This is a genomic window from Actinomadura sp. 7K507 (genome assembly GCF_004348425.1).
GTDB lineage: Bacteria > Actinomycetota > Actinomycetes > Streptosporangiales > Streptosporangiaceae > Spirillospora.
Genome location: NZ_SMKK01000045.1, coordinates 23575 through 45685, shown reverse-complemented (window position 1 = coordinate 45685; position 22111 = coordinate 23575). Strand labels below are relative to the sequence as shown.

Below are 22111 nucleotides of genomic sequence, written 5' to 3'. Positions count from 1 at the left end.
CGAGGGGGCGCCGCCCACGAGCCGTTCGCGGAACACCCGCACGGCCACGGCCGGCCGGGGCGCCTTCCAGACGGACGCGTACGGACCGGAACGCATGTCGACGATCAGGCCGTCGTCCAATCGCAGAGCCTCGCGCATCGCCGGTCGCCACAGCGCTGCCAGACGGCCCTCAGGCGGCAGTGACACGGACATGGCCAGCCGATACGGCGGGACGCGGTCGGTGAGTCTCAGCGCGCCCCACAAGCCCGAGAAGACGATGACCTGCTCGGCGGCGGCCACCGGGTCCAGGCCGGCGAGGTTCAGGTTGTCGTAGAGGACTCCCGTGTAGAGCCGCGAGACCGGCAGCGTGCGCGCCGTGTGGAGCGCCTTGTTGCGGGCCAGCGCCTCGTCGGTCTGTCCTGCCGGCAGGCCCAGGACGTCCGGCGCGTCGTCACGGCGGCACACGTCGCTCAGGGCCGTCAGGACGCGTTCGCGCACCGGGTTGAGGCCGGCGAAGCTCAGGGAGGCCGGGTCCAGGGGAGGGCCGTCCCCGTCGGCGGCCTTCTTCTCCGACGGCGGCAGCAGGATGTGCACGATCCTCCCGATGGGCGGTAGACCGCGAGAAGCGGTGCGAGTTGGATGACGCGGTGCGTGAAGAATGTCACCAACAGGTGAGTATCACGGTGAAATGGTGATCCGCGCCACCGAATGAATACTGAGAGTGATTATATGATCACCCCATGAAGTCATGTCCAATTGGCTCCACAGTGGAGCCGAAGGGGCGGAATGTGAACGGCGGCCACCGGAGAGGGTGGCCGCCGTTCAACGCTCCTGCTATATGGGGAACTACCGCTCCTCGGTCGGAGCGACTGCCGGGGTTTCGTTGAGCCGGTCGGTCTCGTCCTGAATGTCGGCCCCGTTGGCACGGAGCGCCTCTGAGTACTTGCGCCCGTGATGGGCGCAGAACAGAAGGTCGCCGCCGCCTACAAGGACAGCACGGACGTAGGCCTGGGCACCGCAGCGGTCGCATCGATCGGCGACGCTCAGCGGCTTCGTTGGGGCAAGGGCTCCAGTCACGGCACCTTCCTCATGCTCGGGGTCGGTACTTAGGACAACATCTAACCCGACGCTGACGTTCCCAACCTGCTTCTCCGTACGCCCAGAGCAGAATGGCCCAATTAGTGACCGAGGTCACATTAGGCGGCGTCCCATCGGAACATCCGCAGGGCGAGCAACGAGCCGATGACGGCTACGCCCACCAGGATGCCGATTTCGGTGAGTACGGACGCCGGTCCGAGGCCACGGCTCATCACATTGAGCATCCCCTCGTTCAGGTACCGCAGCGGGAAGATGTAGGACACCGTCTGCATCCAGCCCGGTGTCTCCTCCAGCGGGAAGAACGAGCCGCCCAGGAACGCCATGGGCAAGACGATCAACTGTGTCACCGCGTTGGCCGTCTCCTGGCTCTTGGCCCACGCGCCGATGAGCATCCCTATCGACAGGAAGGCGAGTACGCCCGCGATCAGCAGCGGGACGGCCATCCACCAGGCGCCCTCCAGTTGGAGCCCGAACATCGGAAGCTGCGCCACGAGCACGAACAGCGCGAACTGCACCAGGGCGACCGCGACGCTGACCGCGATGCGCGCGGCGAAGACGGTGGGTATCGGGGCAGGGGAGAGCCGGAGGCGGCGCAGGATGCCCTTGGTCCGCCACGTCACGAGCGTCTGGGAGGCCCCGAATACGGCCGCGGACGCCAGCGCCCAGCCGAGCAGCCCGGGTGTGAAGAACTGGATGGCCTTGAGCGAGTCGTCCTCCACCCGCTGCGCGGACAGCGAGTAGGCGGACGGGCTGCCGGTGGCGGCCTGGTTCGCCGACTGGACGACCGAGTCCATCAGCCCCCGCACCGTTCCCGCCTTGACCTGGTCGGCCGCGGAGTAGTGGACGATCAGCCGGTCCCCGCGCTGCTCGACGGCACCGTCCACGTCGCCCTTCTCCACCTGGCGGAGGGCGCCGGCGCGGTCGGACGCCTCGGCGACCTTCATGACCTTGCCGAGTTCGCCGCCGCCCTGGGCGACGGCCTGGTCCAGCACCGGCACCTGGCCGACCTTCAGCACGTCCACCTTGGACGTCATCTGGTCACTGAAGACACCGCCGAAGATGACCAGGAACATCAAGGGGAACAGGACGGTGAAGAACAGCGCGGTCCGGTCCCGCTGGAAGCCCAGGTACATGGCCCGGGAGAGGCTCTTGAAACTCTGGTACGTGCTCATGCCCTGTACTCCCGTCCGGTGACCTCCAGGAAGACGTCCTCCAGCGTCGCGCCCCGGATCTGGACCCCGTCGAGCGCCGCCTTGGCCGCCATGGCCGCGACCACCGCTGATGGGTCACGGGTGGAGATGGTCAGCGAGACGTCGTCGTCGGTGGCCTCGTCCACCCCCGGCAGGAGCAGCGTGTCCTCCACCGTGAGGACGCCGCTGGCCACGCTGATCCTTGCCGGGGCGTCGAGGCCGCGCACCAGTACGGCCGGTGGGCCGAGCTTCAGGATCTGGCCGGCGTCCATGATGGCGACGCGGTCGCAGAGAGCTTCCGCCTCGTCCATGTAGTGCGTGGTCAGGACGATCGTGCGGCCCTGTGTGCTGATCTCCCGCAGCACGTCCCAGAGGTTGCGCCGGGCCTGCGGGTCCAGGGCGGCGGTCGGCTCGTCCAGGAAGACGAGTTCCGGGTCGTGAACGAGCGCGCACGCGATGGACAAGCGTTGCGCCTGGCCGCCTGAGAGCTTCTCAACGCGGACGTCGGCCTTGTCATCCAGCCCGACCAGCTCAAGCATCGCGTCGGCCTTCTTGGATGTGACGCCGTACAGCGAGCCGAACGTCCGCAGCTGCTCGCGCGCGGTCAGCCGCTCGAAGAACGACGATGACTGCAACTGGACGCCGATCCGGGGCAGCAACCTGGGGTTTCGCGGCCACGGCGACATCCCGAGAACCGACACCTCTCCCGCGTCGGCCTCCCGCAGCCCTTCGATGATCTCCAGCGCCGTCGTCTTCCCGGCACCGTTCGGGCCGAGGATTCCGAAGAACTCGCCCTCCTCGACTCCGAACGTCACACCGTCCACGGCACGGACGTCCCCATATCGCTTCTGGAGGCCCCTGACCTCGATCGTTTGCGCCATGCGGAGCACGATAGGCAGGCGCTCGGGGAGGGCACACCCACCCAAAGGTGGACGTCCGGGTCCAAAGTCGGAGCCGGGAAGCCCCGGAGCCGGGTAGCCTGTCCAACCGTCCAGGGCCGCCGCGCAGACGTGCCGGAACGTACGCGGCGGCGAGCCTGCCGGTGGATTGTCGGCGGCCGGGGGTACTCTTCTGCCGACCGTCCTACCCCCGAGGAGCACACGCACGTTGACCGCCGCGACCGCCGAAGCGACCACCGACGACCAGCACGGCTACTCCGCCCGGCACCTATCGGTGCTGGAGGGGCTGGAGGCCGTGCGCAAGCGACCCGGGATGTACGTCGGGTCGACCGACAGCCGGGGCCTCGCACACTGCCTGTGGGAGATCGTCGACAACTGCGTCGACGAGGCCCTCGCCGGATACTGCTCCCACATCAGCGTGACGATGCACGCCGACGGGTCCTTCGAGGTGGCCGACAACGGCCGCGGTATCCCGGTCGACCTGGAGCCCAAGACGGGCCTTCCCGGCGTCGAGCTGGTCATGACGCGGCTGCACGCGGGCGGCAAGTTCGGCGGTGTGTCCTACACGGCGTCCGGCGGCCTGCACGGTGTCGGCGCGTCCGTCGTCAACGCGCTGTCCGCCCGCCTGGACGTGGAGGTCGACCGCGACGGGCACACCCACGCGATCAGCTTCCGGCGCGGCCTGCCCGGCGAGTTCGCCGACGACGGGCGCGCGAACGCCCGGTTCAAGAAGAAGTCCGGCGTGCGGCAGGTCCGCAAGGTCGCCAAGAAGGTGACCGGCACCCGGGTCCGCTTCTGGCCCGACCTGCAGATCTTCCTGAAGGACGCCACGGTCGAGCAGTCCCTCATCCTGGACCGGATGCGCCAGACGGCGTTCCTGATCCCCGGCCTCACCATCGATGTCCGCGACGAGCGCGGCGAGGAGATCCTCGACGAGACGTTCCGGTTCGACGGCGGCATCGGCGAGTTCTGCACCTACCTGGCCAAGGACGCCCCGATCGTCGAGGTGCTGCGGCTGAGCGGCCGCGGTCACTTCACCGAGACCGTCCCCGTCCTGGACGACCAGGGCCACCTGACCCCCACCGACGTGGAGCGCGACCTCGAGGTGGACATCGCGCTGCGCTGGGGCAGCGGCTACGACACCATCACCAAGTCGTTCGTCAACGTGATCGCCACCCCCAAGGGCGGCACGCATGTACGCGGCTTCGACCGCGCCGTGCTCAAGGTCGTCAACGAGCAGCTCCGCGCGACCAGGCTGCTGAAGAACGGCGACGAGGACGTCCTCAAGGAGGACGTACTGGAGGGCCTCACCGCCGTGGTGACCGTCCGGCTGCCCGAGCCGCAGTTCGAGGGGCAGACCAAGGAGGTCCTCGGGACCTCCGCAGCGACCCGGATCGTCTCCCAGGTCGTCACGCGCGAGCTGCGGGAGATCTTCGAGAACCCGCCGCGCGGGCAGAAGCAGCCGCTGCGGGCCGTCCTGGAGAAGGTCGTCGGCGCCGCCAAGACCCGCATCGCCGCCCGTACCCAGCGTGACAACCAGCGCCGCAAGAACGCGCTGGAGAACTCCGCGCTCCCGGCCAAGCTCGTCGACTGCCGCAACGCCGACGACCGCAGCGAGCTGTTCATCGTCGAGGGCGACTCGGCGCTCGGCACGGCCAAGCTGGCCCGCAACTCCGAGTTCCAGGCGCTGCTGCCGATCCGCGGCAAGATCCTCAACGTGCAGAAGGCGTCCGTCGCGGATGTGCTGAAGAACGCCGAGTGCGCCGCGATCATCCAGGTGATCGGGGCCGGCTCCGGCCGTTCCTTCGACATCGACGCGTCCCGCTACGGGCGGATCATCCTGATGGCCGACGCCGACGTCGACGGCTCGCACATCCGCACCCTGCTGCTCACGCTGCTGTACCGGTACATGCGGCCCATGCTGGAGGAGGGACGCGTCTACACGGCCGTCCCGCCGCTGCACCGCATCGAGCTGATCAAGCCGAAGAAGGGGCAGGACAAGTACGTCTACTGCTACAGCGACGGCGAGCTCACCCGGAAGCTGGTGGAGTTCGAGCGCAAGGGGCAGCGCTGGAAGGAGCCGGTCCAGCGGTACAAGGGCCTCGGTGAGATGGACGCGGACCAGCTCGCGGAGACCACGATGGACCCGCGGCACCGCATGCTGCGCCGGATCCGCATCGAGGACGCCGAGGACGCGGCGAAGATCTTCGAGTTGCTGATGGGCAGTGACGTGGCTCCGCGCCGCGCGTTCATCACCGCAGGCGCGTCCGAACTCGACGCCGAACGCATCGACGTGTAGGCCCCGGCCCCGGGGCACGCGTTCTCCACCCGGCGGTGGAGAACGCTAACTCCAGCCGGGAGCCGATCCCCGCGAGGTCACGAACGTTTAATGTCGAGGCCATGAACACGCCGGACAACGCGGCCAACGTGGACGGCCCGGACAGCGCGGTGCTCCACTTCGTCGTGCTCGCGCCGGCCCGCCGTCGGGGAACTCGGGCCCGTCCCATCGACGAGCGCGGACAGCGCGACGGGGTGGCCGTCCGGGGCGGCGGGCCCGGACCTGTAGGCCTCGTACCGTGAGGTGCCACCGGTCGTCCCTGGCGGAGCGGATCGCCAGGATCGTCGTCATCGGCGGGCTGCTGGCCTGGGGGCTGTTCGCCTACGTGCGCAAACTGGTCGAGTCCGAGCATCCGCCGGCTCTGGACGGGCTCGGTCTGGGCGTTGCCGCACTGAACGTCGTCATGCTCGTCCTCCTGGCCGCGGGCCTCCGCCTCTCCCGGATGGACGAGCCACGGTCGCGCCCATCGGCGATCCCCGTGACGGCGGGTGCCGTGGCGGCCTCGCTGGCGTTCTACGGGATCGAGCCCGACTTCGGCGCGAGCCTCGTCGTCGCCATGATCGCTCTCTGGGTGCTGGCTTCCCGGCTGCCCCTGGGCTGGGGAATCGCCGCGGGAGCCGTGACGATCGCCGCATTGGCCGGCCTCGGTGAACTGTTCCGGGACGAGGGCGCCGACCTCGGGCCGATGGTCGCCGCGATGGGAATCACCCTGGGGGCCGTGGCCACCCGCCAGGGCATGAACGCACAGGCCGCCGCCCGCCGCGCGGAGGCCGCCAACGCTGTGCTGGCCGAACGGTCGCACATCGCACGGGAGATCCACGACATCCTGGCCCATTCTCTGTCGGCGCAGATCGTCCACCTGGAGGGTGCGAGGCTGCTGCTGTCCCGGGACGGCGACCGTGTGCAGGCCCTGGACCGTGTAGAGCGCGCGCGGAACCTGGCCCGCTCGGGCTTGGAAGAGACCAGGCGGGCACTGGCCACACTGCGCGGTGAGATCCCGGAGCCCAAGGAGGTCATCGCCGAACTGGCCGAGGAGTTCTACGCGAGCACCGGCCGTTCCTGTGAGGTGCGGGTGACGGGCGAACATCGTGAGCTTTCGCCGCAGGCGGGACTGACCGTTGTGCGCACCGCGCAGGAGGCGCTCACCAACGTCCGCAAACACGCTCCAGGCGCGCGCGCACACGTGACCCTGCGCTACCTCGGCGACAAGGTGGAGCTCGAAGTGACCGACACCGGCGGCACGGAGCCCGTCGTGGACTTGGGTGGCGGCGGGTACGGCCTGGTGGGGATGCGGGAGCGCGCCGAGCTGATCGATGGGACCCTGATGACCGGGCCGGACGGCAAGGGTTTTCGTGTGTCCCTCAGAGTGCCGGTGTACGGAGACGGGACGCGGTGACCGAGAAGACGAGGATCCTGGTCGTCGACGACCAGACGGTGGTGCGTGAGGGCCTGGTGCTGCTGCTCGAACTTCTGCCCGGCCTCGAAGTGGCCGGGTCGTGCGGCGACGGCGAGCGGGCCGTGGCGATGGTCGCCGAACTGAGCCCCGACGTCGTCCTGATGGACCTGCGGATGCCGCGCGTCGACGGCGTGGAGGCGACCCGCCGGATCAAACGGGACCACCCGGACGTCGAGGTGGTCGTCCTCACCACCTACGCCGACGACGAGTCGATCTTCGCCGCGCTGCGCGCCGGTGCCCGCGGCTACCTCACCAAGGACGCAGGCGCCGACGAGATCGCCCGCGCCGTCGACGCCGTCCGCGGGGGAGCGGCGGGCCTCGACCCCGCGATCCAGCGCCGCCTGGTCGAAGCGGTCGCCACCGAGGAGACGCGACACCGTCCCGTCCCCGGCGCCCCGCCCGACGGCTTGACCCGCCGGGAGGTGGAGGTGCTCGCCCTGATCGCCCAAGGACGCTCCAACACCGAGATCGCAGGCGACCTGTTCATCTCCGAGGCGACGGTCAAGACGCACATCAACAACATGTTCGCCAAGGCGAACCTCCGCGACCGGGCCCAGGCCGTCAGCTACGCCTTCAAGCACGGCCTGGCCGGGTGATCCTCGGCCTGCGACCGGCGGGTTTCCAGCTGACCGCCGTCGCGTGCTCTCTCGAAGGCGAAACGACTCTGCCGTAACTCAGCCGGTGTGATTCAGCCGGTGTGATTCAGGCCGATGTAATTACACCGGCTCGTTTCCGGGCTTCCACTTGATTCCGCAGCCGAGGCTCGGCGCGTGCGGTTCGGGGACGTCCTCGCCGGCGAGTACCAGATCCAGCGCCGCCCTCAGCGAGGCGCCGTCGGACGGCACGTCGTTCCTGGGCCGTGCCGCATCGAACTCACCTCGGTACGCGAGCTTGCGTTCCCGGTCGTACAGGAAGAAGTCCGGTGTGCAGGCGGCCTTGAAGTCCCGGGCGGTCTGCTGGGACTCGTCGACCAGGTAGGGAAACCCGAACCCGGCCCGTTTGGCCTGCTCTCGCAGATGGTCGGCGCCGTCGTCCGGATAGTTCGAGCTGTCGTTGCTGCACACGGCGACGACGGCGAGGCCCTTTCTCGCGTACTCGGAGGTGAGGGCGCCGACGACGTCCTCGATGCGGCGCACGTACGGGCAATGGTTGGACAGGAAGACCACCAGCAGGGCGGACGCCTCGGCGAAGTCCCCGTCCGACACGGTCTCGCCCTCGACGGAGGGAAGCGTGAAAGGGGGAGCGGGGGTGCCGAGCGGAACCATGAATGATGCGATCGCCATGCGTCCATCATCACGCACCTGGACACCAAGCGGTCGCTTGCTAGGCTTCGCTCATGCCGACCCAGGACCACATGAAACAGACGCTCCAGGCCTACATCGACGCCTTCAACGCCGGTGACCCGAAGGCCATCGTCGCTCTCTACACCGATGACGCGGTCATCGAGGACCCGGTCGGCAACCCGCCGATCAACGGCATCGCCGGGATCGAGGAGTTCTACACGAACGCCATCGCCGGCGGCGCCAAGCTCACCCTCGACAGCCCCATTCGCGGCTCCCACGGCGACCGGGCCGCGATGGCCTTCACCGTCGACATCCCCGGCATGAAGATCCGCGCCATCGACGTGATGACCTTCAACGCCGACGGCAAGATCGTCCGCATGGACGCCCACTGGGGCCCGGACGACATCGAGACGTAGGGGTTCCCGCTCACCGGGACGGCGCGGTGCCGGGCCGCGTGACGTCCTGCACAGTCGTGGCGGACGGCGGACTCACGAGCCGAAGGGACCGCAGCGTGGCCAATTGGAATCATCGGTACGCGAAGATCAACGGTCTCGACGTCCACTACGTGGAGGAGGGGGAAGGGCCGCTCGTCGTCCTCCTGCACGGGTTCCCGCACACCTGGTTCAGTTGGCGCCACCAGATCGGGCCCCTCTCGGACGCCGGATTCCGGGTCGTGGCACCCGACATGCGCGGCATGGGCCAGACCAGCGGCCCAGGCGACCACCGGGAGTACGACGTAGACCGGATCGTGGCCGATCTCGTCGGCCTGCTCGACCACCTCAACGAGGAGAAGGCCGTTTTCAGCGGCTTGGACTTCGGTCTCTTCTCGGCCTACGACCTCGCCTATCACCACCCGGAACGCGTCGCGGCGATCATCGCCCTGGAGAATCCGTTCTTCACCCCCAGCAAGGAATCTCCGCTGAGTCTGGCCGCCCGCCAGGCCGAGAAGCACTTCAACCACATCCACTACTTCCGCGAACCCGGCGTGGCCGACCGTGATCTGGGTGCGGCTCCCCGCGAATTCCTGCGCAAGGTGTTCTACGCCCTCTCCAGCGACTACCACTACCTGGACGTCTGGCGCCAACCTCCTGGCACGTCCTATATCGACGCGCTGCCAGAAACACCGCCCCTCCCGTGGACGTGGCTGACCGAAGCCGAACTGGAATTCTATGTGGCCGACTACAGCCGCAGCGGCTTCACCGGCGGCCTGAACTGGTACCGGGCCATGGATCTTTCCTGGGAGTACCGCAAGTCGTACGGCGACAGGAAGAACTCCGCACCGTACTTCTTCCTCGGGAGCGAGCAGGACACCGACCTGGAGGGCTGGCACGGCGCCGACCCGCTGAACAAGCTGACGAGGCACCACGCCGACGTGCGCGAAGTCCGGATGATCAAGAACGCCGGGCACATGATGCAGATGGAGAAGCCCGCCGAGACCACGGCGGCGATGCTGGAATTCCTCGGGGAGAGCGAATGGGCCTGACCGAAGACCGGGTGGCGGTGGTCACCGGCGCCAGCCGCGGCGCCGGAAAGGGAATCGCCCTGGCCTTGGGCGAGGCCGGGACGACGGTCTACGTGACCGGACGCACAGGGTCTACGGGTTCGAATGCCCTTCCGGGCACGGTGTTCGAAACCGCCGAAGAGATCGACAAGCGCGGCGGCATCGGAATCCCGGTGATATGCGACCACTCGCAGGACGACCAGGTCGAAGCCCTGTTCGAGCAGGTGGAACGTGAGCACGGCTCGCTGGACGTCCTCGTGAACAACGCGTTCACGATTCCCCCTGACCTGCCCAAGAAGGGCCCCTTCTGGGAAAAGTCGCTGGGGCTCCAGGACATGTTCGACGTAGGAATGCGCTCGGCCTATGTGGCCAGCTACTACGCGGCGCCCCTGCTCATCGAGAACAACGCCGGCCTGGTCGTCAACACGTCCTCCTTCGGAGGTCAGTGCTACATGCACGGTCCCGCCTACGGAGCGGGCAAGGCGGCCGTGGACAAAATGGCCCACGACATGGCGGTGGATTTCAAGCCCTACAACGTCGCCGTGGTCTCGCTGTGGATGGGCATACTGAGAACCGAGCGGACCAAGGCCCTGTTCGAGGGCGCCCCCGACCGCTACAAGTCCTTCGCCGCCGGCGCGGAGTCCCCGGAGTTCAGCGGCCGCCTCATCGACGCCCTCGCCCGCGACCCGGACCTGATGAAGCGAAGCGGCCAGGTCCTCATCGGAGCCGAGCTGGGCGAAGAACTGAACGTCCTCGACATCGACGGCACCCGCCCCCAATCCCACCGCGATGCACTGGGCGCCCCACCCACCTACAACAAGGCCATCGTTCAGTAACCGCTCTGAGCGACGTGTTGAACTGACGCCGCGGATGCCGTGGGCGGGTGTTTCGTGGCGCGCTAAGCGTAGGTGTGCCCGGGTGCCGGGAAGGCGCCGGTGACCACGTCCTCGGCGTAGGCCCGCGCGACGTCGCCGAGGCTCTGGCGGATGTCGCCGTACCGCTTCACGAAGCGCGGCGCGCGTCCCTCGGTCATCCCGGCGGCGTCGGTCCACACCAGCACCTGGGCGTCGCAGTCCGGGCCCGCGCCGATGCCGACCGTGGGAATGTCCAGGTCAGCGGTGACCTCGGCGGCCAGCGCTCCCGGCACCGCCTCCAGGACGACCGCGAACGCGCCGGCCTTCCGCACCGCGCGGGCGTCCCGGATCAGTTGCCGGGCCGCGGTCTCGCCGCGTCCCTGGACCCGGTGCCCGAGCGTGTTCACCGACTGGGGCGTCAGCCCTATGTGCGCCATGACGGGAATGCCCGCGCCCGCCATCAGCTCGATCTGCGGCGCACTGCGCTCCCCGCCCTCCAGCTTGACCGCGCCGACCCCGGCCTCCTTGACGAGGCGCACCGCGCTGCGCAGCGCCTGGCCCGGATCCCGCTGGTAGCTGCCGAACGGCAGGTCACCGACGATCAGCGCGCGCCTGGTACCGCGCACGACGGCCGACGCGAGGAAGACGACCTCCTCCAGGGTGACCGGGACGGTCGATTCGTATCCCAAATGGTTGTCGCCCATCGTGTCGCCGACGAGGATCACGGGGATCCCGGCCTGGTCGAAGACCGACGCGGTCATCGCGTCGTAGGCGGTGAGCATGGGCCACTTCTCACCCCGCCGCTTGGCGGCGGCGATGTCCCGTACCGTAACCCGAGCAGTGGATGCCCCCGAGTAGGCGGGCTCCGGTTCCGGTGCTGCCGATTCGGGGGCAGGCCAAAGAGACGTCATGACGGCTCCGTTCATCATCTCGAGGCGCCCTGGCGGCGTCCCCGGACTCTCGATCATCGTGACACGGCCCCGGGGACCTGTACACCCACGCACCCTCGGCTGGATCATGCGCGCCCGCCGCAGCCGTGCACGACTACGAACGCGAGCCCGCCCACTCCGGGGCGCACATCACCTGGGCGGCGAGCACGCTGATCGAGCGGCGGTCAACACGTGGATCAGAGCTTTCCCGCCAGCAGCACGGTTCGGTGGCCGCCCAGCCGCCAGCCGACCTCGGCGACGAAGTCCTGCTTCAGCGGCGGCCAGTTCCAGAACGTGAAGCCGAGGTGGCCCAAGACGAAGTAGTCATCCGCCCAGCGCCAGGCGGTGGGCTCCACCGGCTGGTCGCAGGACGGGCACGCGATGACGCCGTCGTATCCTTCCGGCCAATCCGTCAGAACCTCTCTGAACGGGGCCCACGCCTCGTCGATCAGTTCCCAGCCGTCGTCGATGAGACGGATCGCCCCCATGCAGTGCGGACAGGTCACCGCCTCCACCTCGCCCTGCCCCGCGTCGAAGACCCTGCGTCCCACGGTGATGTCCAGGCCGTTGGACCACAGGCCCTGCCACCCGTCATCCGACGACGGATCCTCCAGCGCCTGCCCGGCTGCGGGCCCGGGCGGATGCCCGACCTCGGCTCCCAGCACGCAGTCCGTGCGTTCGGCCAGGACGACCTCTACGGATATCAGCCAGTCCCGCACCCTGGCCGCGAGGCGGTCCGCGTCCTCCGCTCCCGCCTCAACATCGACGATCGTCTGAAACCAGTCACCCATTTACCGTCCTACCTCAGCCGGGAGCGCACGTTGCCGCCCGCTCCATCATGATCGCCGCCGGGGCTGGAAGGAACCCACGCAAGCGGGATGAAGGTATCGCCGTCACTCTTCAGGCGTGTTGGCGCGCTTGGGGAGCAGGAACATGAGTGCGGCCGCGGTGAGGTAGCAGATGACCTGCCAGGGCAGGATCGTGGTGAGGGCGTCGCCGTAGGCGATGAGACTGTTCGCACCGTCGGCGAAGGAGTCTTCCAACCGGGTGAAGAACACGGCGCCGAGGACGGCGACACCGAGGGCGTTGCCCACTTGGGTGACGGTGGTGAGGACACCGCCCGCGGCGCCGGCGTCCTTGCCGGGTACGCCCGCCAGAACGACGTTGATCAGAGATGGCGCGGTGAGCCCCAGCCCGAGGCCTCCCAAGAACAGGGGCAGGGCGAGCGTCCAGTAGGAGGGGTCGGTGCCGTCGCTGACGATGAGGAGCAGGACGACCTGGGATGCGGCGAGGACCAGTGCGCCGGACACCAGCAGGGCGCGGCCGACGCGGTGGGCGAGCTGGACACCGATCCCGGAGGTGATGATCGAGCCGACGGCGTAGGGCAGGATCACCAGACCGGTCTCGAGCGCGGTGCGTCCGGTTCCGGCCTGGAGGTAGAGCGACAGCAGGAGGAAGTAGGAGCCGATCGCTCCGAAGAACAGCAGGCAGGCGGACAGGCCGCCGGCGAAGGCCCGCACTCGCAGGAGGGCGGGATCCAGGATCGGCTGCCCGCCGCGTGCGACCAGTCGCCGTTCCCTGAGGACGAACAGGGCTGCCGCTGGAGCCGAGAGCGCCAGGATGAGGAAGCCCCACCAGGGCCAGCCCCAGTCGCGTCCTTGGACGAGGGGCAGGAGCAGGAGCACCGTGGCGGTGGCGGCGAGGGCGGCGCCCGGCAGGTCCAGCCGGGTGGTGCCCGGGGCGCTGGACTCGGGCATGTACCGGGCCGCCATGATCAGCCCGATGAGCGCGATCGGAACGTTGACCCAGAAGATCGCCCGCCAACCCAGCCCGAAGAGGTCGGCCTCGACCAGGACGCCGCCGAGCAGCGGGCCCGCCACCGAGGCCAGGCCGAGCACCGCGCCGTAGGCGCCGAGCGCCTTCGCGCGTGCACCGGGCTCGAACGAGGCGCGGATGATGCCGAACACCTGCGGGATCATCAGTCCGGCGGCCAGGCCCTGCGCGACCCGCATACCGATCAGGACGCCGGGGCTCGGCGCCAGCCCGCATCCGGCGGAGGCCAGCATGAACCCGGCCAGTCCCAGAAGGAACACTCGGCGGCGTCCGAACTGGTCGCCGATGCGGCCCCCGGTGACCAGGCCCGCTCCGACGGCGAGCGTGTACCCGGCCAGCATCCATTGCAGCGCGGCCTCGCCGGCGTGCAGGTCCTCGGCGATCGCCGGGGCGGCCACGGTGACGATGGTGGCATCGAGGAGTTCCATGAAGTCCGCGATGAGGATCGTGGCCAGGACGACGGCCGCCGTGCGCCCGGACAGGAGAGCGGAGGTCACCGCCCCGCCAGGGGCCTGGGTGGATGTGGTCATGCCGTGCCGTACTCCCTCGGTCCCGGAACGATGCCATAATGTGGCTGCGCCACACAGTAGCTGCGTAACGCAGTGAATGTATCGCAAATTACTGCGCGACGCAGCGATAAGGATGGGAGACGCCACGATGACGGAACCGGAGAGGGAAGCGCTGCTCGCCGAGCTCATCCACGACGCGGTCCCCGGCTGGGCCATCCTGGTCGTGCAGCTCAACAACGTTGTCGCTGACCGGCTGGGCGTTACCGACACGGATGTGCAATGCCTGCATGTGCTGGGCCGTCACGGTCCAGCGACGCCGAGCGCCCTGGCCAAGCACGTGAACCTCACCACTGGATCGGCCTCGCGAATGATCGACCGGCTCGTCGCCGCGGGCTGCGTCCGGCGGGTGGCCGACCCCGGAGACCGCAGGCGGGTGCTCATCGAGCCCACGCAGGACGGCCTGGACCGGGTCACCGCCGCCTACTCAGGACTGATCGCCCGCACGCGGGACGACCTGGCCGCCTTCGACGACGAACAGCTCAACACCCTCCTGCGATTCATCAGAACCGCCGAACGCGGCACCGTCGCCGAGATCCACCGACTCCAATCCAAACCCGACATCGAGGAAGCCCCCACGAAACCCCACCCCTAAAGGCCCTGCGCAACGCGACCGACGGCGTCCCCAACGCCGCCGCCAAGCACCTCACCGCACCGCCGCCGGAATCTGGAACAGCTACCCCACCCACCTGGAAGGGACAGCTCGATGACCTTGATCGCTCGGCACGGCCCCGCGTGGACCTACATCGACTACCACCAGTTCTTCCTCATGGAGCCGGACCAGCAGGACTACGTGCCCGAGGAAGCCGGAGGGCTCATCTCCACCACCGGCGAAGGGGTCATCGTGCACACCGGAATCGCCGACGGCAACGTCGCGGTGCACATCGAGATCCACGACCACCCGCCGCCCTTGGGCGATGGGGGCTGGGAAGAAATCGCCGAGGCCAGCATGCAGGTCGAAGAAGGCCCACTCATGGTGCGCTGCCTGATGGAAGATCCACCAGACCTGCCGATGCTCACTCCGGCAGGGCCCGGCCTCTACCGAGTCCGCGCACACGCTCGCGGCCGCGACATCGCCCGCTCCGGCAGTCGTCGGATCCCGGTCAGGGCGACCGGTTTCTTGTGACGACCTCACGCAACAGCACGGTGCGCTGTTCGACCGAAGGGGTGGGCATGGGCGCCGGGCTCGTCGTGGCGGGCTCGCCAGCAGTGGAAGGCCTCGCCCTCGCCGATGCATTCGAATTCGCAAGGACCCGGGCGCTGAAATGGCGGCCCCGGGTCCTTTGGTCGTTCCCGGGCGCCGGTCAGGGGAGGTCGTGGGTGCCTGTCTTGATGGTGTCGAGGAGGGCGGTCCACTCGTCGCGGGTGAGGGTCAGGACGGGGCCGGTGGCGTCTTTGGAGTCGCGGACTGCCCAAGCCTCCGTGGCCTGGGCCACCTCCACGCAGTTCGCTCCCTGCGCCGAGTGAGAGCTTCTACGCCAACTGGACCGATAGCCTTTTATGCTCATTTGAGTAAATATGCCGCATTCATGCGCTCTTGGCCAGTTTGGAGATCATGTCGAGTGACTCGTCGGCGCCTAGCGCGGTCATGGCGAGCTGGTTGAACGCCAGGCAGTAGGTGTGGACCTGGGTGTCATCCTCGATGTAGAGAGCGCTCGTCAGTCCGTCAAGATAGACGACATCGGGCGTGTGCCGCTCGGGGAAATCCATGTACGCAAAGGTGCCGGTGGGTGCGGCGTGGGCTCCAGCCGCAAAGGGAAGCACCTGGAGCATCACGTTGGGGTGTTCGGCCAGATTGAGCAGGTGATGGTACTGGCGGTTCATGACCGCTGGGCCGCCGATGATCCTGCGGAGCACGGCTTCGTCGATGATCGACCAGATGCGGAGTGGCGCAGGTTCGCGGTCGTGAAGGAGTGCCTGGCGGGTGGTGCGCACTTCAACACGCCGGTCCACTTCCGACGGAGGTGCGAACTGCATCAATCCCACACGGATGACTTCGTATGCGTACTCGTTGGTCTGCAGCAGGCCATTGAGAACGAGGGCGTCGTAACAGCGAAGGGACTTGGCTTCGGCCTCGAGCTCGATGTAGGCGGCGTAGTCAGTGTGGATGGTGTCGGCGTAGGCGTCCCACCAGCCGCGTTGGCGTGCTGATCGGGTGAGAGCGAGTAGCGCCTCTCGCCTCTCGGGAGTCACGTCGTAGATATCGCATAGCTGGTTGACGTCCGTCGTCTTGATCCCCTGGGCCGCCGTCTCGACACGGGAGAGCTTCGGGGTGGACCAACGCCCCGACCCTCGGGCCTGCAACTCGGCGACAACCTGATCGAGCCGGAGGGTTGATCTTTCGCGCAGGCGGCGCAACTCGGCGGCGAGCTTGCGCTCGCGGATCGTGGGACGACGTTCAGGCATGTACCGAGTGTGCCGTGCCCGCTGGTGCGTCCACCGGCGTTTTCGTGAAGCTCCGCAGGATTCTGAGATGGAATTTTTCACTTCCACTTGCGATCAGGTCACGTCGGGACCACTATGCGATGCGAGGCCATCACTCAGGGTGTCCTCATGGTCACGGATCAAAGGGTGGTGGTCGTGGTGTGGAGGGCGCCGGGTGGTGCGGGAGGCGACGGGTGTGGGGCGGAGGTGGTTCGGCGTGGTGGGTGTGCGGGTTGGGGGCTGCCGCCGGACGCTCGGTGTGCGGGGGCGGCGCGGACGCTCGCCCGGGACACGCTCACCGCGTTGCTGCTGCCGGGGGACCTGGTCGACGACGCGGTGACGATGGTTTCCGAGTTGGCGACGAACGTGTTCGTGCATGCGCTGGGTGGACGGGCGCTCGGGTCCATGCCTACGGCTGGGTTGCCCGAGTTGCAGATCTACGGGCGCGGGCAGGGGGCGGAGGTCGTGGTTCGGGTCTTCGACTCCGCGTCGTGGTGCGGGACCGTGCCGTCCGGGGCGAACCTGCGTCCGCCGGTGGAGGCGGAGGGCGGGCGTGGGCTGGAGGTGGTGAACGCCCTGGCGGTGGAGCATGGCGGGCGCTGGGGAGCCCATCGCAGCCGGTCGCGGCTGGGCTCGGTGCCGGTGTCCGGGAAGGTCGTCTACTTCGCGCTGCCTGTGCAAGTGCCGTGGTTCCCGCCTCGGCGGGACTGCCATGAGGCGGCCCGGGCACTACGGCGGCTGCTCGCCGCGCGGGGAATCGGGCCGCTGCACCTGAGCGACGGGTGGCGGATGGCCGTCCTCTCGGTGCGGGCGGAGATCACGGTCTGGGTGCGGGACGGGACGTTCTTCGCCACCCTGCCGCCGGCCGGCGTCCTCCGTCTCCCGGTGTGCGACGTCGTGGAAGTGGCCGAGGAGATCGTCCGGTGCAACGAGGATCTCGATGCGGTCCGCAGGTGAGTGGGCGATGCGGTCGGGACCGGATGGTCGCCGCCGGGTCGCTCTGATAAGCTCCATACCAAAAGGTTTGGTATGGAGGTGGGGCGTGAGCGAAACGGCCGCGGGAGTGTGGCTGGAGGAGGGGCTGGCGCTGCTGGCCGAGCAGGGTGCGCCGGCGGTGACGCTGGATCGGATGTGCGAGCGGATGGGGATGTCCAAAGGCGCCTTCTACCACCACTTCGGGTCGATGCCGAAGTTCCGGACGCGGCTGCTGGCCCACTACGAGGAGCGGCACACCACGGCGGTCATCGACGTGGTGGAACGCAGCGAGGACCAGTCGGCCCAGGGCAGACTCGACCGCCTCGCGACGCAGGCCACCAGCGACGACGATCCGCAACTGGAGATCGGGATCCGGGCCTGGGCGAAGCAGGACCCGGAGGCGGCGGCCATGCAGGAGCGGGTGGACGCCACCCGCATCCGGTACCTGCGGGAGCTGTGCGGCCAGGCCGGTTACGCGGCCCCGGACCGCATGGCCACGCTGCTCTACCTGGTCGTGATCGGAGGCGCGCACCTGATGCCGCCACTGCCCGGCGGGGAGATGCGCGACATCTACGAACTGGTGTTCCGGCTGTTGGACGAAGGAAAGGCCGAATCGTGAAAACCAGAGAGAACGACCAGACGGCCTACGCGCCTCGGGATGTCCCCGGCCTGTCCCGGTGGGTTCCGCGCCTCGTGCTCATCGTCGCCGTCCTGCACGTGCTGCTGGGCCTGGTCGTCGATGGTTCGCAATGGCGCGGCATGGTGTCCGACGGCGTGTGGAACTCGGCCACCGGCGACAAAGAGCGCATGGCCGCCGAATGGTTCGTGGTCTGTGGTATTGCCCTCTTCGGGCTGGGCATGCTGGTGAGGAGGGCTGTGCTCGTCACCGGAACGGTCCCGGTGGAGACAGGATGGATCCTCCTGGCGCTCGGAATCCCGATCATGGCGCTGGAACCCGTCGGAGGCGCCGTGTCCCTCATCGTCATCGGCGTTCTGGCCCTGATCGCGTCACGCCACGACGGCACCCCTCTTCGCGATCCGGACCCCGGCGAGAACAGCACGACACACGGACCTCGTCTGCGAGTTCGCTGAGCCTCTGCCGCGCTCGCCGGCCGGCGATCCCCGAGGCGGCTCGACGAGCGGGGTATTCAGTTCAGTGCGCGGATCTTTTCGGCGAGTTCGCTGAGCTTTTTCAACCGTTCCCCCGCCTTGCGCATGGTGGGGCCGGGGGGAGCGCTGCTGCCCGGCGTGGCCGGGCTCACGACCGTCTCGGCTCCCTGCACGAATATCCCGCCGTACAAGTGGACGATGTTGTAGTACGCCTTGGACTCCTCAGGGACGGGCCGAGCGCCGGGTTTGGAGTCCCGGGACGGTGCTCCTGCCATACCGTCATCTCGTCTCCCATGCCCTTGGCCGCCAGCAGCCTCCCGCCGGGGCGCGCGTCGTCCGGAGCCCGGTGGTCAGGAGTCGCAGGCGGTGCCGTCGCCGTCTCGGTCGAGATCGTAGATGTCCGAGCCGACGACGCGGACGGGCCCTTGGACGTAGGCGGGGCCGTTGCCGCTGCCGCCCGCACAGTCGACGTCGCTGGCGATCGGGACGCAGGCGCCGCTGTAGTTCTCGTCGCACCGCCGGGCCTGCTTGGTGCCGACCGCGATGATCCGGGCGACCGGCTTTCTTGTGACGACCTCGCGCACGAGTTTCCGGTCCGTGGCCTCGCCGCCGGCATAGGTGACCTTGTAGGTGAGGGTCTTGATGCCTGAGACGCCGCGCCTCTTCACTCTTGTCTTGCCCTTGGCAAGGGTGGGGTCGCTCACCCTTCGAGTCTTGTATGGAATTCTGTGGTTCTTCGTGACGGTGCGTTGTTCGACCGACGGAGTGGGCGTGGGGGCCGCGCTGGTGGTGGGAGGGGCACTTGCCGTGGAAGGTGTCGCGCTCGCCGTTGTGTTCGAAGCCGCGGCGGGTGACTTGGCCTGTTCGGCGCAGGCGCCGAGGGTGAGTAATGCGCTGATCGCCGCGATGGCCGGTATGAGACGCCCCATGATTTCCCCCTAAGTAGGGGTAAATCATCCGCGTGTCATCCGGTCCAGGGCAAGCGTGGAAAGTACGGGACGATCGGCCGGGTTGTTCCGGAAGATCGGGAATGGGGCCCGGCCCGCCCGAGTGGCGGACCGGGCCCCATTGGTCATTCCTCGGTCGTGTCTTCCGGTGGCTCACTTATCGGGCCGCTGATGGCCACGATGGGCTTGTCGAGTTTCTCGCCGGAGCCGTCGCGGCGGCCCATTGACACGTTGAGCATCGCCGGTTTGCCGTTGGCGGCCGCGGCTCGGAGTGGCGTCGGGGCTGCCCAGGCCTGGAGCAGGACGTCCTCGCCCTTCAGGAAGCGGTGGGCTCGGACGCCGCCGGTCGCGCGGCCCTTGGCCGGGTACTCGGCGAAGTCGGCGAGCTTGATCGCGCCGGTCTGGGTGCCGGGCAGTGCCGAGGACGAGCCCGAGACCGTGATCACGCGGGCCTCGCGGGTGGGGTCTATGGCGCCGAACCACAGGACGCGGGTGTCCTCGCCGAGTTTGATGCCCGCCATGCCGCCGGCGGCGCGGCCCTGGGGGCGGACGATCGAGGCGGCGAAGCGCAGGAGCTGGGCGTCGGTGCTGATGAAGACGAGGTGCTGTTCCTCGGAGAGCAGCTGGACGGCTCCGACGACGCGGTCGTCGTCCTTGAGGGTGATGACTTCGAATTCGTCGCGGTTGGCGGGGAATTCGGGCACTACGCGTTTGACCACGCCCTGGGCCGTCCCCAGAGCCAGGCCGCCGCCCTGGTCGGAGACGGCGGCTATGCCTACGACCGTTTCGTTCGGTTCGAGGTTGATGTACTCGGCCACCGGGGCTCCGCCCGCCAGGGACGGGGGCGTCGCCGAGGTCGGCAGTGTCGGGAGGTCGACGACCTCGACGCGGATCATCCTGCCCAGGGACGTCACCGCGCCGACCTGGCCCCGGACCGAGGCGGGGACGACCGAGACCAGCACGTCGTGGTTCGCGCGGGGGCCGCTGTCCGGCAGCGGGGACGCGTCGTGGGTGCGGGCCATGAGGCCGGTCGATGACAGCAGGACCTGGCACGGGTCGTCCGCGACCTCGAGGGGGACGGCCGCCGCGGCGGTCTGGCCCGAGGACTCCAGCAGGATCGTCCTGCGGGGGGTGGTGAACTCCTTGGCGACATCGCCGAGTTCCTTGGAGACGACGCCGCGGAGCTTCTTCTCCGATTCGAGGATCGCGGTCAGCTGGGCGATCTCCTTGGCGAGCTGCTCCTTCTCCTTCTCCAGTTCCAGGCGGTCGTAGCGGGTGAGGCGGCGCAGCGGGGTGTCCAGGATGTACTGCGACTGGATCTCGGAGAGCTCGAAGATCTGCATGAGGCGCTGCTTGGCCTGCGCGGCGTCGTCGCTCTGCCGGATGACCTGGATGACCTCGTCGATGTTGAGCAGCGCGACCAGGAGGCCGTCCACGAGGTGGAGGCGGTCCTCGCGCTTCTTGCGGCGGTGCATCGAGCGGCGGCGGACGACGTCGATGCGGTGGTCGACGTAGACCTGCAGCATGTCGCGCAGGCCGAGCGTGCGGGGCTGGCCGTCGACGAGGGCGACGTTGTTGATGCCGAACGTCTCCTCCATCGGGGTGAGCCGGTAGAGGTCGGCCAGGACGGCCTCGGGGTTGAACCCGTTCTTGATCTCGATGACCAGGCGGAGGCCGACGTTGCGGTCGGTGAGGTCCTTCAGGTCGGAGATGCCCTGGATCTTCTTGGCGTTGACCAGTTCCTTGATCTTGGCTTTGACGCGCTCCGGCCCGACGGCGTAGGGGAGTTCGCTGACGACGATGCCCTTGCGGCGGGGCGTGACGTTCTCGATCGTCGTGGTGGCGCGGGTGCGGAACGTGCCCCGGCCGCGCTCGTAGGCGTCGCGGATGCCGTCCAGGCCGACGATCTTCCCGCCGGTCGGCAGGTCGGGGCCGGGGACGAAGCGCATCAGGTCGTCCAGCGTGGCGTCCGGGTGGTCGATCAGGTGCCGGGCCGCGGCGATGACCTCGCCGAGGTTGTGCGGCGCCATGTTCGTGGCCATCCCGACCGCGATGCCGGACGCGCCGTTCACCAGCAGGTTCGGGAACGCCGCCGGGAGCACCTCCGGCTCGGTCTCCTGCCCGTCGTAGTTGGGGCGGAAATCGACCGTGTCCTCGTCGATGGAGGCGACCATGAGCATCGCCTCGCGCGACAGCCGCGCCTCGGTGTACCGCATGGCGGCGGGCATGTCGTCGCCGCCGAGCGAGCCGAAGTTGCCGTGCCCGTCGACCAGCGGCATCCGCATCGCCCACGACTGCGCCATCCGCACCATCGCGTCGTAGATGGCGCTGTCGCCGTGCGGATGCAGCTTGCCCATGACCTCGCCGACGACGCGGGCGCACTTGACGTGCCCGCGGTCGGGGCGGAGCCCCATCTCGTTCATCGAGTACAGGATGCGCCGCTGGACGGGCTTCAGGCCGTCGCGCGCGTCGGGAAGCGCCCGCTGGTAGATGACCGAGTAGGCGTACTCGAGAAAGCTGCCGCGCATCTCCTCGGAGACATCGACGTCGACGATGTTCTCTTCGAAGTCCGGCGGTGGAGGGGCTGGGGATCCGCGTCGTGCCATGCCCCACATTGTGGCCGGTCCCGGGGACAACTTTCGCCCGCCCCACCGGGTGAGCCGCCCGGCATGCCGGATCGATGTCGTTCCGTCACCTACGCGGACCTGGCAGATTAAAACCGGACGGAT

General features: G+C 68.5%; 26 protein-coding genes. 13 read left to right on the top strand and 13 right to left on the bottom strand.

Annotated elements, in window-relative coordinates; translation table 11 throughout:
- The 4 genes from yaaA to E1285_RS13090 all read right to left on the bottom strand — a co-directional run.
- Positions 1-573: peroxide stress protein YaaA (gene yaaA, locus E1285_RS13105; RefSeq protein ID WP_132151610.1), on the bottom strand; the 573-nt coding region annotated here is incomplete at its 3' end.
- A gap of 252 nt (positions 574-825) precedes the next feature.
- Positions 826-1056, bottom strand: a complete 231-nt coding sequence (locus E1285_RS47280; protein ID WP_132151609.1) for a hypothetical protein — start codon at positions 1054-1056, stop codon at positions 826-828.
- 119 nt (positions 1057-1175) lie between these two features.
- Positions 1176-2249, bottom strand: coding sequence for an ABC transporter permease (locus tag E1285_RS13095; protein ID WP_132151607.1), 1074 nt, complete (start codon positions 2247-2249; stop codon positions 1176-1178).
- Positions 2246-3148 carry an ABC transporter ATP-binding protein gene (locus tag E1285_RS13090; protein ID WP_132151605.1) on the bottom strand — a complete coding sequence of 301 codons (903 nt, stop codon included), beginning with the start codon at positions 3146-3148 and terminating at the stop codon, positions 2246-2248. Before E1285_RS13090 ends, E1285_RS13095 begins: the two co-directional genes overlap by 4 nt.
- A gap of 226 nt (positions 3149-3374) precedes the next feature.
- Between E1285_RS13090 and E1285_RS13085 the strand changes: the two genes are divergently transcribed.
- The 4 genes from E1285_RS13085 to E1285_RS13070 all read left to right on the top strand — a co-directional run bounded on the left by E1285_RS13085 (position 3375) and on the right by E1285_RS13070 (position 7556).
- On the top strand, positions 3375-5465 hold the full coding sequence (locus tag E1285_RS13085) for a DNA topoisomerase IV subunit B (RefSeq protein ID WP_132151603.1): 2091 nt from the start codon (positions 3375-3377) through the stop codon (positions 5463-5465).
- Positions 5466-5566: 101 nt separating this feature from the next.
- The gene (locus tag E1285_RS13080; RefSeq protein ID WP_132151601.1) at positions 5567-5746 is read left to right on the top strand and encodes a hypothetical protein; all 180 of its coding nucleotides are present in this window, start codon (positions 5567-5569) and stop codon (positions 5744-5746) included.
- The gene (locus E1285_RS13075) at positions 5743-6900 is read left to right on the top strand and encodes a histidine kinase (RefSeq protein ID WP_132151599.1); all 1158 of its coding nucleotides are present in this window, start codon (positions 5743-5745) and stop codon (positions 6898-6900) included. The genes E1285_RS13080 and E1285_RS13075 overlap by 4 nt, the downstream gene beginning before the upstream one ends.
- Positions 6897-7556, top strand: a complete 660-nt coding sequence (locus tag E1285_RS13070) for a response regulator transcription factor (protein ID WP_132151597.1) — start codon at positions 6897-6899, stop codon at positions 7554-7556. The genes E1285_RS13075 and E1285_RS13070 overlap by 4 nt, the downstream gene beginning before the upstream one ends.
- 120 nt (positions 7557-7676) lie before the next feature.
- Here E1285_RS13070 and E1285_RS13065 read toward each other — a convergent pair whose 3' ends face one another.
- Entirely contained in the window at positions 7677-8243 is a 567-nt protein-coding gene (locus tag E1285_RS13065) for a thioredoxin family protein (RefSeq protein WP_132151595.1), read from the bottom strand.
- 53 nt (positions 8244-8296) lie between these two features.
- Here E1285_RS13065 and E1285_RS13060 point away from each other — a divergent pair, with 53 nt between their 5' ends.
- The 3 genes from E1285_RS13060 to E1285_RS13050 all read left to right on the top strand — a co-directional run bounded on the left by E1285_RS13060 (position 8297) and on the right by E1285_RS13050 (position 10580).
- Positions 8297-8659, top strand: coding sequence for a nuclear transport factor 2 family protein (locus E1285_RS13060; protein WP_132151593.1), 363 nt, complete (start codon positions 8297-8299; stop codon positions 8657-8659).
- 95 nt (positions 8660-8754) lie between these two features.
- A complete protein-coding gene (locus E1285_RS13055) occupies positions 8755-9726 on the top strand; it encodes an alpha/beta hydrolase (protein ID WP_132151591.1) in 972 nt (323 codons plus the stop codon).
- On the top strand, positions 9717-10580 hold the full coding sequence (locus E1285_RS13050) for an SDR family NAD(P)-dependent oxidoreductase (protein WP_132151589.1): 864 nt from the start codon (positions 9717-9719) through the stop codon (positions 10578-10580). Before E1285_RS13055 ends, E1285_RS13050 begins: the two co-directional genes overlap by 10 nt.
- A gap of 62 nt (positions 10581-10642) precedes the next feature.
- Here the strand turns inward: E1285_RS13050 and panB are convergent, their stop codons facing one another.
- From panB to E1285_RS13035, 3 genes are all read right to left on the bottom strand, one after another.
- On the bottom strand, positions 10643-11509 hold the full coding sequence (gene panB, locus E1285_RS13045; protein WP_132151587.1) for a 3-methyl-2-oxobutanoate hydroxymethyltransferase: 867 nt from the start codon (positions 11507-11509) through the stop codon (positions 10643-10645).
- 215 nt (positions 11510-11724) lie between these two features.
- On the bottom strand, positions 11725-12318 hold the full coding sequence (locus E1285_RS13040) for a hypothetical protein (RefSeq protein ID WP_132151585.1): 594 nt from the start codon (positions 12316-12318) through the stop codon (positions 11725-11727).
- Between the two features lie 102 nt (positions 12319-12420).
- Positions 12421-13890, bottom strand: coding sequence for an MFS transporter (locus E1285_RS13035; RefSeq protein WP_132151583.1), 1470 nt, complete (start codon positions 13888-13890; stop codon positions 12421-12423).
- 127 nt (positions 13891-14017) lie between these two features.
- On the opposite strand from E1285_RS13035, the gene E1285_RS13030 reads away from it, so the two are divergent.
- Both E1285_RS13030 and E1285_RS13025 read left to right on the top strand, forming a co-directional pair.
- Complete coding sequence (locus E1285_RS13030) at positions 14018-14521, top strand: MarR family transcriptional regulator (protein WP_132151581.1); 504 nt, start codon at positions 14018-14020, stop codon at positions 14519-14521.
- Between the two features lie 111 nt (positions 14522-14632).
- A complete protein-coding gene (locus E1285_RS13025; protein ID WP_132151579.1) occupies positions 14633-15052 on the top strand; it encodes a hypothetical protein in 420 nt (139 codons plus the stop codon).
- 178 nt (positions 15053-15230) lie between these two features.
- On the opposite strand, the gene E1285_RS13020 is transcribed toward E1285_RS13025, so the two are convergent.
- A complete protein-coding gene (locus E1285_RS13020) occupies positions 15231-15434 on the bottom strand; it encodes a DUF397 domain-containing protein (protein WP_132151577.1) in 204 nt (67 codons plus the stop codon).
- A gap of 19 nt (positions 15435-15453) precedes the next feature.
- On the bottom strand, positions 15454-16332 hold the full coding sequence (locus E1285_RS13015) for a helix-turn-helix transcriptional regulator (protein WP_132151575.1): 879 nt from the start codon (positions 16330-16332) through the stop codon (positions 15454-15456).
- Positions 16333-16446: 114 nt separating this feature from the next.
- Here E1285_RS13015 and E1285_RS13010 point away from each other — a divergent pair, with 114 nt between their 5' ends.
- The 3 genes from E1285_RS13010 to E1285_RS13000 all read left to right on the top strand — a co-directional run bounded on the left by E1285_RS13010 (position 16447) and on the right by E1285_RS13000 (position 18417).
- The gene (locus E1285_RS13010; RefSeq protein ID WP_347814077.1) at positions 16447-17307 is read left to right on the top strand and encodes an ATP-binding protein; all 861 of its coding nucleotides are present in this window, start codon (positions 16447-16449) and stop codon (positions 17305-17307) included.
- Positions 17308-17392: 85 nt separating this feature from the next.
- Positions 17393-17944: a TetR/AcrR family transcriptional regulator gene (locus E1285_RS13005; protein ID WP_207946567.1), complete on the top strand. Its 552-nt coding sequence runs from the start codon at positions 17393-17395 to the stop codon at positions 17942-17944.
- Positions 17941-18417 carry a DUF6463 family protein gene (locus E1285_RS13000; protein WP_279510060.1) on the top strand — a complete coding sequence of 159 codons (477 nt, stop codon included), beginning with the start codon at positions 17941-17943 and terminating at the stop codon, positions 18415-18417. Before E1285_RS13005 ends, E1285_RS13000 begins: the two co-directional genes overlap by 4 nt.
- Before the next feature lie 56 nt (positions 18418-18473).
- Here the strand turns inward: E1285_RS13000 and E1285_RS12995 are convergent, their stop codons facing one another.
- Positions 18474-18710: a hypothetical protein gene (locus tag E1285_RS12995; RefSeq protein WP_132151569.1), complete on the bottom strand. Its 237-nt coding sequence runs from the start codon at positions 18708-18710 to the stop codon at positions 18474-18476.
- 75 nt (positions 18711-18785) lie between these two features.
- Positions 18786-19139, bottom strand: coding sequence for a G5 domain-containing protein (locus E1285_RS47275; RefSeq protein ID WP_243722746.1), 354 nt, complete (start codon positions 19137-19139; stop codon positions 18786-18788).
- A 10-nt stretch (positions 19140-19149) separates the two neighbouring features.
- On the opposite strand from E1285_RS47275, the gene E1285_RS47270 reads away from it, so the two are divergent.
- Complete coding sequence (locus E1285_RS47270) at positions 19150-19377, top strand: hypothetical protein (protein ID WP_243722745.1); 228 nt, start codon at positions 19150-19152, stop codon at positions 19375-19377.
- A 130-nt stretch (positions 19378-19507) separates the two neighbouring features.
- On the opposite strand, the gene E1285_RS12985 is transcribed toward E1285_RS47270, so the two are convergent.
- Positions 19508-21988, bottom strand: coding sequence for a DNA topoisomerase IV subunit A (locus tag E1285_RS12985; protein WP_132151565.1), 2481 nt, complete (start codon positions 21986-21988; stop codon positions 19508-19510).
- Positions 21989-22111 lie beyond the last annotated feature (123 nt).

What these genes read in the sequence shown, in the direction of transcription:
- E1285_RS13095 (WP_132151607.1), bottom strand. Translation starts at nt 2,249, where the DNA reads ATGAGCACGTACCAGAGTTTCAAGAGCCTCTCCCGGGCCATGTACCTG.
- E1285_RS13090 (WP_132151605.1), bottom strand. Translation starts at nt 3,148, where the DNA reads ATGGCGCAAACGATCGAGGTCAGGGGCCTCCAGAAGCGATATGGGGAC.
- E1285_RS13080 (WP_132151601.1), top strand. Translation starts at nt 5,567, where the DNA reads ATGAACACGCCGGACAACGCGGCCAACGTGGACGGCCCGGACAGCGCG.
- E1285_RS13065 (WP_132151595.1), bottom strand. Translation starts at nt 8,243, where the DNA reads ATGGCGATCGCATCATTCATGGTTCCGCTCGGCACCCCCGCTCCCCCT.
- E1285_RS13060 (WP_132151593.1), top strand. Translation starts at nt 8,297, where the DNA reads ATGCCGACCCAGGACCACATGAAACAGACGCTCCAGGCCTACATCGAC.
- E1285_RS13050 (WP_132151589.1), top strand. Translation starts at nt 9,717, where the DNA reads ATGGGCCTGACCGAAGACCGGGTGGCGGTGGTCACCGGCGCCAGCCGC.
- panB (WP_132151587.1), bottom strand. Translation starts at nt 11,509, where the DNA reads ATGACGTCTCTTTGGCCTGCCCCCGAATCGGCAGCACCGGAACCGGAG.
- E1285_RS13040 (WP_132151585.1), bottom strand. Translation starts at nt 12,318, where the DNA reads ATGGGTGACTGGTTTCAGACGATCGTCGATGTTGAGGCGGGAGCGGAG.
- E1285_RS13035 (WP_132151583.1), bottom strand. Translation starts at nt 13,890, where the DNA reads ATGACCACATCCACCCAGGCCCCTGGCGGGGCGGTGACCTCCGCTCTC.
- E1285_RS13030 (WP_132151581.1), top strand. Translation starts at nt 14,018, where the DNA reads ATGACGGAACCGGAGAGGGAAGCGCTGCTCGCCGAGCTCATCCACGAC.
- E1285_RS13025 (WP_132151579.1), top strand. Translation starts at nt 14,633, where the DNA reads ATGACCTTGATCGCTCGGCACGGCCCCGCGTGGACCTACATCGACTAC.
- E1285_RS13020 (WP_132151577.1), bottom strand. Translation starts at nt 15,434, where the DNA reads ATGAGCATAAAAGGCTATCGGTCCAGTTGGCGTAGAAGCTCTCACTCG.
- E1285_RS13015 (WP_132151575.1), bottom strand. Translation starts at nt 16,332, where the DNA reads ATGCCTGAACGTCGTCCCACGATCCGCGAGCGCAAGCTCGCCGCCGAG.
- E1285_RS13010 (WP_347814077.1), top strand. Translation starts at nt 16,447, where the DNA reads ATGCGATGCGAGGCCATCACTCAGGGTGTCCTCATGGTCACGGATCAA.
- E1285_RS12995 (WP_132151569.1), bottom strand. Translation starts at nt 18,710, where the DNA reads ATGGCAGGAGCACCGTCCCGGGACTCCAAACCCGGCGCTCGGCCCGTC.
- E1285_RS12985 (WP_132151565.1), bottom strand. Translation starts at nt 21,988, where the DNA reads ATGGCACGACGCGGATCCCCAGCCCCTCCACCGCCGGACTTCGAAGAG.